This window comes from Microbacterium sp. ZW T5_45 (assembly GCF_044987415.1).
GTDB lineage: Bacteria > Actinomycetota > Actinomycetes > Actinomycetales > Microbacteriaceae > Microbacterium.
Genome location: NZ_JBJDRJ010000032.1, coordinates 12,540 through 28,350 on the forward strand (window position 1 = coordinate 12,540; position 15,811 = coordinate 28,350).

A 15,811-nucleotide genomic window follows, 5' to 3' on the forward strand; every position below is an offset into this window, starting at 1 on the left:
GGATGCTCCCGCAGGCGTGCGACGCGGCATCCGCTGTTCAGGGCGTCCGGCTCATGACCTGGGGAGAACCCGCTCCGATGCACCCCTGTGCACGAGTCCCGCGCGCAACTCGAATACGGGACGATGGATCAGAAATTCACCCAGCATCCACCGGTCAGCAGCACTCTTGATCCATCACCGCTGGCTGGCCGAGGTGGGTACCTGCCGAGCGGGAGACGATGGATCAGAAACGCACCCAAGATGCCCTGCTCAGCGGCGCTTTTGATCCATCACCTTGCACGAGGAAGCGTGGTGGCCGGGGCGTCTGGAGCGTGACAGACCGGGACGACGGCCTCAGGACTCGGGCGCGCCCGAGAGGATGCCGCGCAGCCAGTCGCGCGCCTCGACGAACACGTCGTCGGCGTAGCGCTCGGGATACTGGACGATCTGACGGTCGGCGCGCGGATACGACCCGAGGAACACGACACGCGGGCTGAACCGGCGGATGCCGAGCAGAGCATCCGCCATCCGCTCGTGCTCGATGTGCCCATCGGCATCGATCACGAAGCGGTACCGGCCGAGCTCGTCACCGATCGGCCGCGACTCGATGAGCGACAGGTTGATGCCGCGTGTCGAGAACTGCTCGAGCATCTCGAGCAGGGAACCGGGGTGGTCGTGCGGCAGTTCGACGATGAGCGAGGTCTTGTCGGCACCTGTCGGCTCCGGAGACGGCGTCGTACGGGTGACGAGCACGAAACGCGTGACCGCCTGCGTGTTGTCGCCGATGTTCTCGGCCAGCACGTCGACGTCGTAGTGCTTGACGATCCCGGGAGGGGCGATCGCGGCCTGCGCGGGAAGCGACCCGTCGAGAACGCCGATCGCCGAGGCGACGTTGCTCGCCGCCGGCACATGCGAATGCTGCGGCAGGTTCGCACCGAGCCAGCCGTGGCACTGCGCGTAGGCGACCGGATGCGCGGCGATGACCGAGACGTCCGACAGCGTCGTGCCGCGCGGTGACACGAGCACGAAGTTCACCTGCACGAGGTACTCGCCGATGATGCGGAGGCCCGGCAGCGTCGCGAGCGCGTCCTGTGTGGTCGAGACGCCGCCCTCGATCGAGTTCTCGATCGCGATCATCGCAGCATCCGAGACACCGGAGAGCACGTCGTCGAGCGCCTCGCCGACGTTGTGCACGGCGCGCCATTCCTGGCCGCGGGCCTCGGGCACCTGATCGAGAGCCGCCTCGGTGAAGGTGCCCGCAGGGCCCAGATAGCTGTACGTGCGGCGTTCGGTCACGCGTTTCACCTTAGCCCTCCACAGCGAGCGTCACGGATGATGCATTCGGACCGCGCACGAGGCAGACTGAGTGCATGACGAGCCGTGCCGGCCTCCCTGCGGAGGAAACTGACCTCATCGACGTCGACGAGCTGATCGCCGCCTACTACGACCGAGTCCCGAATCCCGACATCGCCGCCGAGCGGGTCGTGTTCGGCACCAGCGGTCACCGCGGCTCCTCGCTGTCGAACAGCTTCAACGAGAACCACATCCTCGCCACCACGCAGGCGATCGTCGACTACCGCGCGGGGCAGGGCATCACCGGCCCGCTCTTCCTCGGCCGCGACACGCACGCACTGTCACTGCCCGCCGAGCGCAGCGCGATCGAGGTGCTCGTCGCGAACGGCGTCGACGTGCGCGTCGACTCGCGCGACGCCTGGGTGCCGACGCCGGCGCTCAGCCACGCGATCCTCACCTTCAACCGCGATCTGCCGACGGATGCCGCAGGTCGCGCCGACGGCATCGTCGTGACCCCGAGCCACAACCCTCCGCGCGACGGCGGCTTCAAGTACAACCCCCCTCACGGCGGCCCCGCCGACACGGATGCGACCGGCTGGATCGCGAACCGCGCGAACGAGCTCATCGCCGCCGGTCTCGAGGGCGTCAAGCGCGAACGCTTCTCGGACATCGACTGGGATGCCCTTCCCGGCTACGACTTCCGCGACGCCTACGTCCGTGATCTCGCCTCGATCATCGACATCGACGCGATCAAGCGCGCAGGGGTGCGCATCGGCGCGGATCCTCTGGGCGGAGCATCCGTCGAGTACTGGGCTCTGATCGCCGAGATCTACGACCTGGATCTCACCGTCGTGAACCCCGAGGTCGACCCGACCTGGCGCTTCATGACTCTGGACTGGGACGAGAAGATCCGCATGGATCCGTCGTCGCCGAACGCGATGGCGTCGCTGGTCGCGAAGAAGGGCGACTACGACGTGCTCACCGGAAACGACGCGGATGCCGACCGCCACGGCATCGTCACGCCGGATGCCGGCCTGATGAACCCGAACCACTACCTCGCGGTCGCGATCGACTACCTGTTCTCGCACCGCGCCGAATGGCCGCGGGATGCCGCGATCGGCAAGACGCTCGTGTCGTCGATGATCATCGATCGCGTCGCCGAGTCGCTCGGACGTCGCCTGCTCGAGGTGCCGGTCGGCTTCAAGTGGTTCGTGCCCGGGCTGCTCGACGGCTCGGTGGCCTTCGGCGGCGAGGAGTCCGCCGGCGCCTCGTTCCTGCGCAAGGACGGCACGGTGTGGTCGACCGACAAGGACGGCATCCTGCTCTGCCTGCTGGCGGCCGAGATCATCGCCGTCACCGGCAAGAGCCCCTCGGAGCGCTACCGCGAACTGGAGGAGGCGTTCGGGTCCTCCGCCTACCAGCGGGTCGATGCCCCGGCATCCGCCGAGCAGAAGGCGACGCTGTCGAAGCTCGCCCCCGAGGCGGTCAGCGCCTCGACGCTCGCGGGCGAGGAGATCACCGCGAAGCTGTCGCACGCACCCGGCAACGGTGCCGCGATCGGCGGTCTCAAGGTGCAGACCGAGCATGCCTGGTTCGCAGCCCGCCCTTCGGGGACCGAGGACGTCTACAAGCTGTACGCCGAGAGCCTGCGCGGCCCGGAGCACCTCGCCGAGGTGCAGGAGGAGGCCCGCGCGGTCGTCGCGGCGGCGCTCAGCGCCTGACACGGACGAACATCAGCGAGCACGACCCCCGGTCGTTGAGCGCCCTTCGTCTCGTCGCTCCGCTCCTCGCCCAACCGCTGGAGCACCCTTCTCCGGTCGTTGAGCGAGCGCAGCGAGACGAAACGCCCGTCACCGCACCGCGTTTCGGCTCGTCGCTCCGCTCCTCGCTCAACGACCGGATCACCGTCCCCTGTCGTTGAGCGCGTTTCGTCTCGTCGCTGCGCTCCTCGCTCAACGACCGAGGACACTCCCGAAGGGTCAGGGCCGCACGTACGCCTTCGCCAGCTCCGCCCCGGCGGCGCGCAGCCAGCGGGCGGGCTCGGCGAGCGCGGCATCCGACGATCCAGCGAGATCCGTGAGCGCCGCGGATGCCGCGAACAGCGCGGTGTCGGCATCCGCGGCGATACGCCCTGCGGCGAGCAGCGGACGCGCGCCCGCTCCTGTCGCAAGTGCCGCGATGAACGAGGGCACCTTGCCGTCGCCCGACTGCCCGTCGTACGACCCCTCCCCCGTGATCACGACGTCGGCTCCGGCCACGGCATCGGCGAGTCCGATGAGCGCGGCGACCTCCTCGGCGCCCGGAGCGAGCTGCGCTCCCCAGGCGACGAGCGCACCGCCCGCGCCACCGGCCGCCCCCGTTCCCGGCAACGTCGCGTCGAGCCCCAACCGATCCGCGAGACGGGCGAGAGCCGCATCCACGTCGGCGATGTCGGCCGCAGCGCGCAGACCCTTCTGCGGTCCGAACACCTCGGCGGCCCCTCGCGGACCGGTGAACGGGTTCGTCACGTCGGTGAGCACCCGCACCACCGGCGCGACCCGCAGTCCGGAGAGATCGACCGAGGCGATGTCCGCAAGGCCTCGCGCTCCCCGCGCGATCGGCCCGCCCGAGGCATCGAGGAACCGCGCGCCGAGCTGCGTCAGCAGCCCTGTGCCGCCGTCGGTCGACGCGCTCGAGCCGATGCCGAGCACGAGCTGCGAGACGCCGTGATCGAGAGCCGCGACGATCGCCTGCCCGAAGCCCGTGGTGTCGGCGTCCCACGGACGCAGCTCATCGAGAAGCTCGATACCCGACGTCGAGGCCAGATCGACGACGGCGGTGCCGTGCGGCGCATCATCCGTCGGCGGCAGCAGCAGCCAGGAGGAGTCGATCAGCGCGCCCGCAGGGCCCTCGACGCTCACCGGCATCCGCACTGCACCGGGAACCGCCGCCGCGAACGCGGCGACCGTCCCCTCGCCGCCGTCGGCCATCGGGCGGTGCACGAATTCGGCATCGGGTTCGATCGACGCCCATCCCTCGGCCAGGGCGGCCGCCGCATCTGCTGCCGTGATCGTGCCCTTGAAACTGTCAGGTGCCAGCACGACGGTCGTCATGCCGAGGGCCCCGGCGTGCTCGCGCGCACCACGACCTCGAGCGGGAGCGGCGCCTGCTCCCAGTCCTCGTCGACGGTGGCCCGGAAGGCCTGGTAACCGACGTCGCTCAGCGGAACGTGCACGGTCGTGAGGGCCGGCGTCACGTCGCTGCTCGCCGGCACATCGTCGAACCCGCACACCGCGACGTCCCCACCGATCTCGCGTCCGGCATCCCGCAGGGCCGACATCGCGCCGATCGCGACGACGTCGCTCATGCCGAAGACGAGCGTGCCCGGCTCGATGCCGTCGGCCAGAGCCTGGGCCATGAGTTCTGCGCCGGACTCGCGACGGAAGTCGCCGCGCAGCACTCGGGCGACGGCTCCCCCGCCCGCGGAGATTCCCTCGTCGAATCCCGCCAGACGCTCGTCGGACGTGAACACGCCTTCCGCACCGGCGAGCACGATGGCCCGGCGGTAACCGAGCTCTGCCATGCGGGCGCCGAGGGCGCGCGCTCCGGTGCGGTTGTCGATCTCGACGTGTCGGTCGTCGGAGCCTCCCGCCCCGAAGGTCACGACCCGTCCGCCCAGCTTGGCGAACTCGGTGAGCTCGCGGGCCGTCGGAGACTCGGTCGACTCACGCGTGCGGGACGCGGCGAGGATGAGTCCCTGCGGCCGCTGCCCACGCAGCGCGCGGATGATGCGCGCCTCTCGTTCGGGATCGCGCTCGGTGATCGCGATCGTGACGACCAGCCCCTGCTCGTCGGCGCCGCGCGCGACGCCCGAGGCGATGAGGCCGAAGTAGGGGTCGGCGATGTCGGCGACGAGCAGCGCGATCACAGGAGAGGTGCCGCGCGCGGTCGCCTGCGCCGAGACGTTCGCGGTGTAGCCCAGTTCGGCGGCCGCCCGCTCGACGCGTTCACGGAACGACTCGGCGACCTTGCGCTGCGAGCCGTTCAGCACGCGGGATGCCGTCGCGAGCGACACCCCTGCGGCCCGGGCGACGTCGTGGAGCGTCGCCGCGGCGCTGCGGGACGACCGAGCCTGTCGGCCCGGGGAAAGGCTTTCCGAGGTACTCATGACCCGAGTGTACTTCGCCCTTCCCCGGGTGCTCGCGGCGACGCGATCCCGCTCGACGATGATGTCAGCCGTGCGTGTTCACACGAGGTGCGGCGAGACCGCCGCACCGAATGCCTCGGCCGTGCGGCGCACCACGTTCTCGGGCGCATCGGCCCAGACATCGGCATGGAAGATCTCGACCTCGATGTCGCGGTCGTACCCGGTGCGGATGACGGCGTCCGTGAGCGAGCCAAAGTCGATCACGCCCTCGCCGGGGTAGTGGCGCGACAGCAGCACGTCCGCGGCCAGGGGGGTCTTCCAGTCGCACACCTGATAGGTCGCGATGCGCTCCTCGCGCCCGGCACGGGCGATCTGGTCGAGAACCTGCGGATCCCACCAGATGTGGAACGTGTCGACCGTGACCCCGACGACCTCGGGGGCGAAGTCGGCGGCGATGTCGAGCGCCTGACCCAGCGTCGAGACGACGGCCCGATCGGACGCGTACATCGGATGCAGCGGCTCGATCGCGAGCGTCACCCCCGCCGCCTTCGCGTCGTCGGTGAGTGCGCCGATCGCATCGCGGACGCGCTCGCGCGCCCCGACGAGGTCGCGTGAACCGGCGGGGATGCCGCCGGCGACGAGGACCAGCACGGAGGTCGAGCCGTCGGCACCGGCCGCTGCGAGCGTGGCGGTCTCCTCGATCGCCCGGCGGTTGTCGTCGAGGGCCGCGATCCGCTCGGGTCCCTCCGGGAGCGTGAAGAAGCCGCCGCGGCAGTGCGTCGTGAACCTGAGCCCCGAGTCCGTGAGCATGCGCGCGGCGACGTCGAGGCCGACCTCGTGCACCGGCTCGCGCCAGAGGCCGATCGCCTGGATGCCGGCATCCGCCGTGACCCGCAAGGCGGTCTCGAGATCGGCGTGCTTGATCGTGGCCTGGTTGATCGAGAGCCGCGGATCGGGACGCTTCGACGGGCTCAGCGACCCGGCATCGGTCGGGTCCGGACGCTTCGGCAAGCTCAGCGACCCAGTGATCGACGACGCGCTCATGCGTCCACTCCGTTCAGTCTCAGCATCCCGTGCCAGCGCTCACGCGCGAGCTCCGGGTTCTCCAGTGCCAGCGAGGCGTTCGCGAGCTCGATGATCCGGCTGAGGTGCGGAAGGCTGCGGGCCGAGTGCAGACCGCCCACCATCTGGAACGCGGGCTGGTGCCCGTTGAGCCATGCGAGGAACGCGACACCGGTCTTGTAGTAGAAGGTCGGTGCGGCGAAGACCTGGCGGCTGAGCTCCTCGGTCGGCCCGAGGATCTCGAGGTAGCGGGCAGCGTCGCCCGCATCCAGCGCCTGGATCGCCGCCGAGGCGACCGGAGTGATCGCCGCGAACGCGCCGAGGAGCGCGTCGGAGTGGCCGCGAGCATCCTTCCCGGTCGTTGAGCGAGCGGAGCGAGACGAAACGCCTTCGTCGAACGGGCGTTTCGTCTCGTCGCTGCGCTCCGGTTCCTGAGCGAGCGGAGCGAGACGAAGGGCGCTCAACGACCGATGGGAGTCGCCACCGATGAGCCCGACGTAGTTGAAGTCGTCGCCCGTGAACATGCGCACACCCTCGGGCAGCCGCTCGCGCACCGAGATCTCGGACTCGGCGTTCAGCAGGCTCATCTTCACGCCGGCGACCTTGTCCTGGTTCTCAGCGATGATGTCGAGGAGGACAGCGGATGCCGTCTGCCAGTCGTCCGCGCCGTAGTACCCGGCAAGCTCAGGGTCGAACGCCGTGCCGAGCCAGTGCAGCACCACGGGCACGGTCGCCGACGACAGCACCTCTCGATACACGCGCCGGTAGTCGTCGGCATCCGTCGCCACCCGCGCGAGATGGCGCGAGGCCATCAGCACGGGTCCGGCGCCCTGCTCCTCGGTGAAGTGCAGCTGCTCTTTGTAGGCGTCGATCACCTGGTCGAGAGGGATGCGCTGCTCGTCGACATGGTCGGTGTTGACGCCGACGACGACCGAACCGCCCTCTTCACGGGCGACCTCGGCGCTCCGCGAGATCAGCTCGCGCGTGGCCGCGGCGTCGAGCCCCATGTTGCGCTGCGCCGTGTCCATGGCGTCGGCGACACCGAGCCCCCACGAGTACACGTTGCGACGGAAGGCGAGCGTCGCGTCCCAGTCGATGTCGGCGGGCTGCCCCGGCGTGTTGTCGGCGTGCACCTTGGGCACCACGTGCGCCGCCGCGTAGGCGACGCGGCTCTGCAGCGGCACGGACGGGCGGGTGTACTCGCCGCCGTGGCGCAGCTCGGCATCCGTCACCGCGCCCGCGGCGTCGAGAAGTCGGAGGGTCGTCATCAGAGCGACAGCTTCTCGATCGTGATCTTGCGCCCCTCGGCGTTCGAGGCGAGGCCGGCCTCGGCGAACTGCACGCCCTTGGCTCCGGCGAGCAGGTCGAAGGGGTATTCGGTCCCCTCGACGTACGAGACGAGGTACTCCTCCCACTGCTGACGGAAGCCGTTGAGGAACACCTCGTTGGTCGGCACGTTCTGCCAGTCGGAGTCGTAGTCGTGCGTGTCCTCGAGATCAGGATTCCACACCGGCTTGGGCGTAGCGTTGCGCGGCTGGATCTTCGCGCCGAAGAGTCCGACGACTGCCGAACCGAGCGTGCCGTCGACCTGGAACTCGACGAGCTCATCGCGGTTCACGCGCACGGTCCAGCTGGAGTTGATCTCGGCGATGATGCCGCCCTCGATCTCGAAGATGCCGTAGGCGGCGTCTTCAGCGGTGGCGTCGTAGTGCTCGCCCTTCTCGTCCCAGCGGTCTGCGATGTGCACGGCCGCCTGTGCGTAGACGCTCTTGACCTCGCCGAAGAGGTTCTCCAGCACGTAGTTCCAGTGCGGGAACATGTCGGTGATGATGCCGCCGCCGTCTTCCGTGCGGTAGTTCCAGCTCGGGCGCTGCGCGGGCTGCCAGTCGCCCTCGAACACCCAGTAGCCGAACTCGCCGCGCACCGACAGGATGCGGCCGAAGAACCCCGAGTCGATGAGGCGCTTGAGCTTCTGCAGGCCGGGCAGGTACAGCTTGTCGTGCACGACACCGGTCTTCACTCCCGCCGCGTCGGCCAGACGCGCGAGTTCGAGCGCCTCGTCGAGCGATTCGGCGGTCGGCTTCTCGGTGTAGATCGCCTTTCCGGCGGCGATCGCCTTGCGGATGGCGGATGCTCGCGCCTTGGTCACGAGGAAGTCGGCGTAGATCTCCCACCGGGGGTCGGCGAGCGCGGCGTCGAGGTCGGTCGTGTAGTCCTCGATGCCGTGCGCGGCGGCGAGTTCGGCGAGCTTGGCCTCGCTGCGCCCGACGAGGATCGGCTTGACCGTGATCTTCGAACCGTCGGCCAGTTCGATGCCGCCCGCGTCGCGGATCGCGAGGATCGAGCGCACGAGGTGCTGACGGTAGCCCATGCGTCCGGAGACGCCGTTCATGATGATCCCGATCTCGCGGGTTGTCGCCTGTGACATTGCTTTCCGTTCTTCTGGGAAGTCGTGCGCTCCGGCTCTCTCGGTAAGCGCTTTCCGACAGCATGCCATGATCCCGGCGGGTGCGCAAGCACGGAGGGAAAGCGCTACCCGAACGGAACCGCGCCGATCAGCGCGTGCTGGAACGTCGGACCAGCGACGTCGGCACGACGGATGCCGCGACGCCGGGCGCGCCCTCGATGTCGGCGACCAGCGCATCGACGGCGCGCTGCGCGAGAGCCGTGAAGTCCTGGCGGATCGTCGTCAGAGGCGGCCGGTAGTTGGCGGCATCCGGCAGGTCGTCGAAGCCGATCACGTCGACGTCCTCGGGGACTCGGCGCCCCGCCTCGGCGAATGCGCGCAGCAGCCCCAGCGCCATCTGATCGTTGGCGCAGAAGACGGCGGATGCCGCGGCCAAAGACTCTCCTGCCGCGAAGCCCGCTTCGGCGCTCCAGTCTCCCCGGATCACCGCCGGCGCCTCGGCACCCGCATCCACGACGGCCTGTCGCCACCCGCGTTCGCGCTCGGCGGCGGCGAAGGACCCGGACGGTCCCGCGAGGTGATGCACGGTGCCATGCCCGAGCTCGAGCAGATACCGAGTGGCCGCAGCCGCGCCCCCGGCGTGGTCGCTGTGCACCGAGGTGAAGCCCGGATCGGCATCCGCGTCGACGACGACGAGCCGCAGCCCCGACGGGAGGGCCGCGGACGACACCTGCGCGGAGGCCTCGTTCAGCACGATCGCCCCGTCGACCTCCTGTTCGAGAAGGCGCTCGAACGCGGCACCGACGCCGGCGGATGCCGTGACCAGGGTCAGCGCATAGCCGCGCTCCGCCGCGGCCTCGGCCGTGGCCTGCAGCATCCGGGAGTTGCCGACGGTCGCGAGCGTCGTGACGACCAGGCCGATCGTCTGTGAACGGCCGGTGCGCAAGGCGCGGGCGGCGCGATGCGGACGGTAGCCGAGTTCGACCATCGCGATCTCGACGCGCTCGCGTGTGGTCGGGTCCACGCGCGGACTGTCGTTGACGACGCGTGAGACCGTCTGCCCCGAGACGCCGGCGCGCGCGGCGACCATGGCCATCGACACCCGTCCGGTCGAAGGGCGGCGACGCCGACCGGCATCGGCGGCGAGATCTCGTTCGTCCATGACCGACCTCCGTTCGCAACTCCACACGGTGCGGATCCGAACACGGACTCCGCAGCGTCCCAACTCTGCGATGTTGACGTTATCACGGCACTCTGCGTACCATGTTTACGTGAACACGCACGATCTTGCCGAGTTGCGCACCGAGTCCCTGTCCGCCGGAGTGACGAAGCGCGCCACCACTCTCGCCGATGGCCGCGAACTCATCTATTACGACGACCCCGACACGACGCTCCCCGCAGAGCGCTCGGTCGACGCCCGCACGCTCGACCCGCGTCCCGAGTCCGCGTCGATGCGCCTCGACGTGCTCACCGGCGACTGGATCACGGTCGCTGCCAATCGCCAGAACCGGGTCATGATGCCGGGAGCCGACGCCGACCCGCTCGCCCCGCAGACCCCGAGCAACCCCTCGGAGGTGCCCTCGCGGTACGACGTCGCGGTGTTCGAGAACAAGTCGCCCGCCTTCGGCCCGGCTCTCGCCGAGGTGGTCGGCACCGCGCCGGCCGCGTCGAATCCGCCGCGCGGTCTCGACGATCTCGCCGCCCTCGGTCTCGGCCGCGCGCGCACCTCGGTCGGTCGCTGCGAGGTCGTCTGCTTCAGCCCCGAGCACTCGGGTTCCTTCGGGACCCAGAGCGTCACCCGCGCCCGCACCGTGATCGAGGCGTGGGCCGACCGCACCGCCGCGCTGTCGGCGCTCCCCGGCATCGAGCAGGTGTTCCCGTTCGAGAACCGCGGCGAGGCGATCGGCGTCACGCTGCCGCATCCGCACGGCCAGATCTACGCGTACCCCTATGTCACCCCGCGCACGATCCGTGTGCTCGACAGCATCGACCGCACGGCACCCGATCTGTTCCAGCGCATCCTCGAGTTCGAACAGGACTCCGAGCGCGTCGTGTTCCGCGGCGAGCACTGGACCGCCTTCGTGCCGTTCGCCGCCCGCTGGCCGCTCGAGGTGCACCTGATGCCGCACCGTCACGTTCCCGACCTGGCCGAGACCACGGATGCCGAGCGCGACGAGCTCGCCCCGCTCTACCTGCGCCTGCTGCGCGGCGTCGACGCGCTGTACGACACCCCGACCCCGTACATCGCCGCGTGGCACCAGGCACCGGTGAACACGGGTCGCGAGAGCGTGCGCCTGCATCTGCAGCTCACGAGTCCGCGACGCGCCGCCGACAAGCTCAAGTTCCTCGCCGGATCCGAGGCCGCCATGTGGGCCTGGGCCGCCGAGGTCACCCCCGAACAGGGCGCCGCCCGCATCCGCGACGCCATCGCACGATCCGAAGACGCATCATCCGAAGAGGTATCCGCATGACCGCCACGCACGACGCCGCGAAGGCCCTGTTCCGCTCGCTGACCGGACAGGAGCCCGCCGGCGTCTGGTCGGCGCCCGGCCGGGTCAACCTGATCGGCGAGCACACCGACTACAACGACGGGTTCGTGCTGCCGTTCGCGATCCCTCACCGCACGGTCGCCGCGGTCGGCGCTCGCGACGACGGTCGAATCCGCGTCGCGTCGACGTTCGCGGACGACGCGGTCGAGGTGTCGATCGACGAGCTCTCGACGCTGTTCCCGACCCTTCGACAGGCTCAGGGGCCCAGCGATGAGACGCAGCCCGCGGTCCCCGAGTGGGCCGCCTATCCGCTCGGCGTGGCCTGGGCGCTGTCGCTGGCGGCCCCCGGCCTCGATGCGACCGGGGTCGACATCGCGATCGCCTCCGATGTCCCGGTCGGGGCGGGGCTCTCGTCTTCGGCCGCGATCGAGGGGGCGACGGCATCCGCTCTGAACGATCTCTGGAGCGCCGGGCTCGACCGCACCGCGCTCGCCCGCGTCGGCCGACGTGCCGAGAACGAGGCCGTCGGCGCACCCACCGGCATCATGGACCAGATGGCGTCGATGCTCGGTGAGGCGGATGCCGCGATCTTCCTCGACTGCCGCTCGCTCGAGGCGCAGCTCGTGCGTCTCGGTGTCGCAGAGGCCGGGCTCGAGATCCTCGTCATGGACACGCGCGTCAAGCACGCGCACTCCTCGGGCGGCTACGGCGAGCGCCGCGCGGCCTGCGAGCGCGGAGCCGCGATCATGGGCGTGCCCTCACTGCGCGATGTGTCGGTCGCCGACCTCGTGCGCGCCGAGGATCTCATGGACGACGTCACCTTCCGTCGCGTGCGCCACGTGGTGACCGAGAACCAGCGCGTGCTCGACACCGTGCGCACGGTGCGCGAGCAGGGCGCGCGCGCGATCGGTGACCTGCTCGTCGCCTCGCACGCCTCGATGCGCGACGACTTCGAGATCTCGGTGCCCGAACTCGACACCGCCGTCGACACGGCGCTGGCGGCCGGTGCGCTGGGCGCCCGGATGACGGGTGGCGGCTTCGGCGGCGCGGCGATCGCGCTGATCGAGGCGGATGCCGTGCAGGCCGTGTCGGATGCCGTCACCGCCGCGTTCGCGGCATCCGGTTTCGACGCCCCGCACCTGTTCACCGTGACGCCGGCGGCGGGCGCGGGTCGCGACGCCTGACCCGCGCGGGGTCCGCTCGTCACGCGGGACGACCACGGCGAACCGTGTCGGTGGCCGCGGGCGGCGGATCCGCAGGTACCGACTGGAAGAATAGGCAGCCGAGCCGCTCGCGCGGCAGGAGAGGAAGATCATGTCCTGGATCGTCACCGGCGGCGCCGGCTACATCGGATCGCACGTCGTGCGCGCACTGTCGGATGCCGGGCTCGCACCGGTCATCCTCGATGACCTGTCCAGCGGAGTCTCGTCGTTCGCCCCCGATGACGTGCCGTTCGTGCGGGGCAGCATCCTCGACCGTGAGCTCGTCGAGCGCACCCTGCGCGAGCACGACGCGGTCGGCGTGATCCACGTCGCCGGCTACAAGTACGCCGGCGTCTCGGTACAGCGCCCGCTGCACACCTACGCGCAGAACGTCGAAGGCACCAGGGTGATCCTCGAGGCGATGCAGGCCGCAGGCGTGTCGAACATCGTGTTCTCCTCCTCGGCGGCCGTGTTCGGGACCCCCGACGTCGAGCTGGTGGTCGAGGACACCGCCAAGCGGCCCGCGAGCCCGTACGGCGAATCGAAGCTCATCGGCGAATGGCTGCTGCGCGACCAGGCGACTGCCACCGCCGACTCCGACGCCCCGCTGCGGCACACCTCGCTGCGGTACTTCAACGTGGTCGGGTCCGCCGACCCGTCGGTCTACGACGTCAGCCCGCACAATCTCTTCCCGATCGTGTTCGAGAAGCTCCTCGCCGGCGAGACCCCGAAGATCTTCGGCGACGACTACGCCACCCCCGACGGCACGAACGTGCGCGACTACGTGCACGTAGGCGACATCGCCGCGGCGCACGTCGCGGCGGCGAAGCGTCTGGCCGCCGGCGAGCCGGTCGAGGCCGCCTACAACCTCGGCTCGGGCGACGGCCTGAGTGTGAAGCAGATCATGGATGCCGTGGCCAGGGTGACCGGCGTCGACTTCACGCCGGAGATCAGTCCTCGCCGCCCCGGCGACCCCGACCGCATCGTCGCGACCGGCGAGCTCGCCGCCCGCGACCTCGACTGGAAGATGCGCTACACCGTCGACGAGATGGTGCGCACGGGCTGGGAGGCCCGCCGGGCCGCCTCGGCCTGACGGCGCGTCGGTCTCGCTTAGGCGTCCGTCACGCGTTCGGGCTGAGAACTCGCGCTCGGGCTGAAGCTCGACGCGTATGGCTCAGCCCGAACGCGAGAACCCCTCCCGAACGCGAGCCCTCTCCCGGCGGAGTGAGCTCGAACCTCAGTCGAGAACGCTCATGACGTGCTTCACACGCGTATAGTCGTCGAAGCCGTACTGCGAGAGGTCCTTGCCGTACCCCGAGTGCTTGAAGCCGCCGTGCGGCATGTCCGAGACGAAGGGGATGTGCGTGTTGATCCACACGCAGCCGAAATCGAGATCGCGCGAGAACCGCATCGCCCTGGCGTGATCGGTCGTCCACACCGACGAGGCGAGGGCGTAGTCGACGCCGTTCGCGAGCGCGAGGGCCTCTTCTTCGGTCTCGAAGGACTGCACGGTGAGCACGGGTCCGAAGATCTCGCCCTGCACGGCCTCGTCGTCCTGATGCATGCCCGAGACGATCGTGGCCTCGAAGAAGTAGCCGCGCTCACCCTGCCGGCGTCCGCCGACCTCGATCCTCGCGTGCGCGGGCAGCCGGTCGACGAACCCCTGCACCTGTGCGAGCTGCGCGGCGCTCGACAGCGGCCCGTACAGCACACCCTCTTCGCGCGGCCCCCCTGTGCGAGCATCCGTCTTCGTCCGCTCGACGAGCGCCGCGATCAACTCGTCGTGGACCGAGGAGTGCACGAGCACGCGGGTCGCGGCCGTGCAGTCCTGCCCGGCGTTGAAGAACGCCCCCGTGACGATGCCCGCCGCGGCCTTCTCGATCGACGCGTCCGGGAACACGATCGCGGGCGCCTTGCCGCCGAGCTCGAGGTGCACGCGCTTGACGTCGTTCGCGGCGGAGCGGGCGACTGCCATGCCCGCTCGCACCGACCCGGTGATCGCGACCATCTGCGGGGTCGGATGCTCCACGAGCGCGACCCCGGTGTCGCGGTCGCCGAGCACGACGTTGAGCGTTCCGGCGGGCGTGTGCAGCGCGACGATCTCGGCGAGCAGCAGGGTCGTGAGCGGCGTCGACTCGGCGGGCTTCAGCACCACGGTGTTGCCTGCCGCGAGCGCCGGGGCGATCTTCCACACCGCCATGTTGAGCGGATAGTTCCACGGCGTGACCTGGCCGATCACGCCGATCGGCTCGCGGCGCACGTACGAGGTGTGGCCGGCGAGGTACTCGCCCGCCGCGCGCCCCTCGAGGCTGCGGGCCGCACCGGCGAAGAAGCGCAGCTGGTCGATCGACTGCACGATCTCGTCGGCGACGAGGCTCGCCCGCGGCTTGCCCGTGTCCTGCGACTCGAGATCGGCGAACTCCTCGGCGCGCTTGTCCATCTCGTCGGCGATGCGGAACAGCGCCAGCTGACGATCGGCGGGCGTCGTGTCGCGCCAGATCGGGAAGGCGGCGGATGCTGCGGCGTAGGCCGCGTCGACGTCGCTCGCGTCGGAGACCGGCAGCTCGCCGTAGACCTCTTCCGTGGCCGGGTCGATGAGCGGGAGCCGGCCGGAGCCGTGCACGGGAACGAGGCGGCCGCCGATGAAGTTCTGCAGGGTGGATGTCGACATGGCGCTCATGCTAACCGTATCGATGCGAAATCTGAAGGGTTCGAACCCATGGGCAACGGAATCAGTTGCAAGACGGCATCCACCCTGTCAATATCGACACCATGGGCGGTATGTCGAAACAGTTGGCGCTGGATGACGTCTCGAAGCGCATCGTCGAACTCCTGCAGGAGGACGGCCGCCGACCGTATGCCGAGATCGGGCGCGCCGTCGGCCTGAGCGAGGCCGCCACCCGACAGCGGGTGCAGCGGATGACGGACGCGGGCGTGATCCAGATCGTCGCGGTCACCGACCCGATGCAGCTGGGCTTCCGCCGCATGTCGATGATCGGCATCCGCGTCGATCGCGACCCGCGCACGATCGCGCAGGAGTTGACGAAGATCCCCGAGCTCGCCTACGTGGTGGTGACGCTGGGCACGTTCGACATCGTCGTCGAGGCGGTCTGCGAGAGCGATGAGGACCTCATCGACCTGGTCGCGACGCGGATCCGCACGATCCCCGGCGTGACGCGCACCGAGAGCCTGCTGTACGCAGGGCTCTATAAGGACCTCTACAACTGGGGCACGCGCTGACGCGCGCCCCGCA

General features: G+C 69.9%; 13 protein-coding genes. 5 read left to right on the forward strand and 8 right to left on the reverse strand.

Translation table 11 applies throughout. From position 1 onward, the window contains the following. Positions 1–333: 333 nt before the first annotated feature. Positions 334–1,284 (reverse strand): prephenate dehydratase, encoded by a 951-nt coding sequence (pheA, locus tag ACI3KS_RS14940; protein ID WP_404919335.1) that lies wholly within the window; start codon positions 1,282–1,284, stop codon positions 334–336. A gap of 65 nt (positions 1,285–1,349) precedes the next feature. Between pheA and pgm the strand changes: the two genes are divergently transcribed. After that, on the forward strand, positions 1,350–2,993 hold the full coding sequence (gene pgm, locus ACI3KS_RS14945; protein ID WP_404919336.1) for a phosphoglucomutase (alpha-D-glucose-1,6-bisphosphate-dependent): 1,644 nt from the start codon (positions 1,350–1,352) through the stop codon (positions 2,991–2,993). A gap of 258 nt (positions 2,994–3,251) precedes the next feature. Here pgm and ACI3KS_RS14950 read toward each other — a convergent pair whose 3' ends face one another. The 6 genes from ACI3KS_RS14950 to ACI3KS_RS14975 all read right to left on the reverse strand — a co-directional run bounded on the left by ACI3KS_RS14950 (position 3,252) and on the right by ACI3KS_RS14975 (position 9,963). Beyond that, positions 3,252–4,364, reverse strand: coding sequence for a glycerate kinase (locus ACI3KS_RS14950; RefSeq protein WP_404919337.1), 1,113 nt, complete (start codon positions 4,362–4,364; stop codon positions 3,252–3,254). Beyond that, positions 4,361–5,419: a LacI family DNA-binding transcriptional regulator gene (locus tag ACI3KS_RS14955; protein WP_404919338.1), complete on the reverse strand. Its 1,059-nt coding sequence runs from the start codon at positions 5,417–5,419 to the stop codon at positions 4,361–4,363. Before ACI3KS_RS14955 ends, ACI3KS_RS14950 begins: the two co-directional genes overlap by 4 nt. A gap of 78 nt (positions 5,420–5,497) precedes the next feature. Then, positions 5,498–6,442: a sugar phosphate isomerase/epimerase family protein gene (locus ACI3KS_RS14960; protein WP_404919339.1), complete on the reverse strand. Its 945-nt coding sequence runs from the start codon at positions 6,440–6,442 to the stop codon at positions 5,498–5,500. Continuing rightward, the gene (locus ACI3KS_RS14965; protein WP_404919340.1) at positions 6,439–7,728 is read right to left on the reverse strand and encodes a dihydrodipicolinate synthase family protein; all 1,290 of its coding nucleotides are present in this window, start codon (positions 7,726–7,728) and stop codon (positions 6,439–6,441) included. The genes ACI3KS_RS14960 and ACI3KS_RS14965 overlap by 4 nt, the downstream gene beginning before the upstream one ends. After that, positions 7,728–8,888 (reverse strand): Gfo/Idh/MocA family protein, encoded by a 1,161-nt coding sequence (locus ACI3KS_RS14970; RefSeq protein WP_404919341.1) that lies wholly within the window; start codon positions 8,886–8,888, stop codon positions 7,728–7,730. Before ACI3KS_RS14970 ends, ACI3KS_RS14965 begins: the two co-directional genes overlap by 1 nt. A 127-nt stretch (positions 8,889–9,015) precedes the next feature. Beyond that, complete coding sequence (locus ACI3KS_RS14975) at positions 9,016–9,963, reverse strand: LacI family DNA-binding transcriptional regulator (protein ID WP_404919363.1); 948 nt, start codon at positions 9,961–9,963, stop codon at positions 9,016–9,018. 175 nt (positions 9,964–10,138) lie between these two features. Here ACI3KS_RS14975 and galT point away from each other — a divergent pair, with 175 nt between their 5' ends. From galT to galE, 3 genes are all read left to right on the forward strand, one after another. Further along, entirely contained in the window at positions 10,139–11,338 is a 1,200-nt protein-coding gene (galT, locus tag ACI3KS_RS14980; RefSeq protein WP_404919342.1) for a galactose-1-phosphate uridylyltransferase, read from the forward strand. Beyond that, on the forward strand, positions 11,335–12,540 hold the full coding sequence (gene galK / locus ACI3KS_RS14985) for a galactokinase (protein WP_404919343.1): 1,206 nt from the start codon (positions 11,335–11,337) through the stop codon (positions 12,538–12,540). Before galT ends, galK begins: the two co-directional genes overlap by 4 nt. 130 nt (positions 12,541–12,670) lie before the next feature. After that, positions 12,671–13,651, forward strand: a complete 981-nt coding sequence (galE, locus tag ACI3KS_RS14990) for a UDP-glucose 4-epimerase GalE (RefSeq protein WP_404919344.1) — start codon at positions 12,671–12,673, stop codon at positions 13,649–13,651. A 144-nt stretch (positions 13,652–13,795) separates the two neighbouring features. On the opposite strand, the gene ACI3KS_RS14995 is transcribed toward galE, so the two are convergent. Next, positions 13,796–15,229, reverse strand: a complete 1,434-nt coding sequence (locus tag ACI3KS_RS14995; protein ID WP_404919345.1) for a gamma-aminobutyraldehyde dehydrogenase — start codon at positions 15,227–15,229, stop codon at positions 13,796–13,798. Between the two features lie 110 nt (positions 15,230–15,339). On the opposite strand from ACI3KS_RS14995, the gene ACI3KS_RS15000 reads away from it, so the two are divergent. Further along, positions 15,340–15,798, forward strand: coding sequence for an Lrp/AsnC family transcriptional regulator (locus ACI3KS_RS15000; RefSeq protein ID WP_404919346.1), 459 nt, complete (start codon positions 15,340–15,342; stop codon positions 15,796–15,798). Positions 15,799–15,811 lie beyond the last annotated feature (13 nt).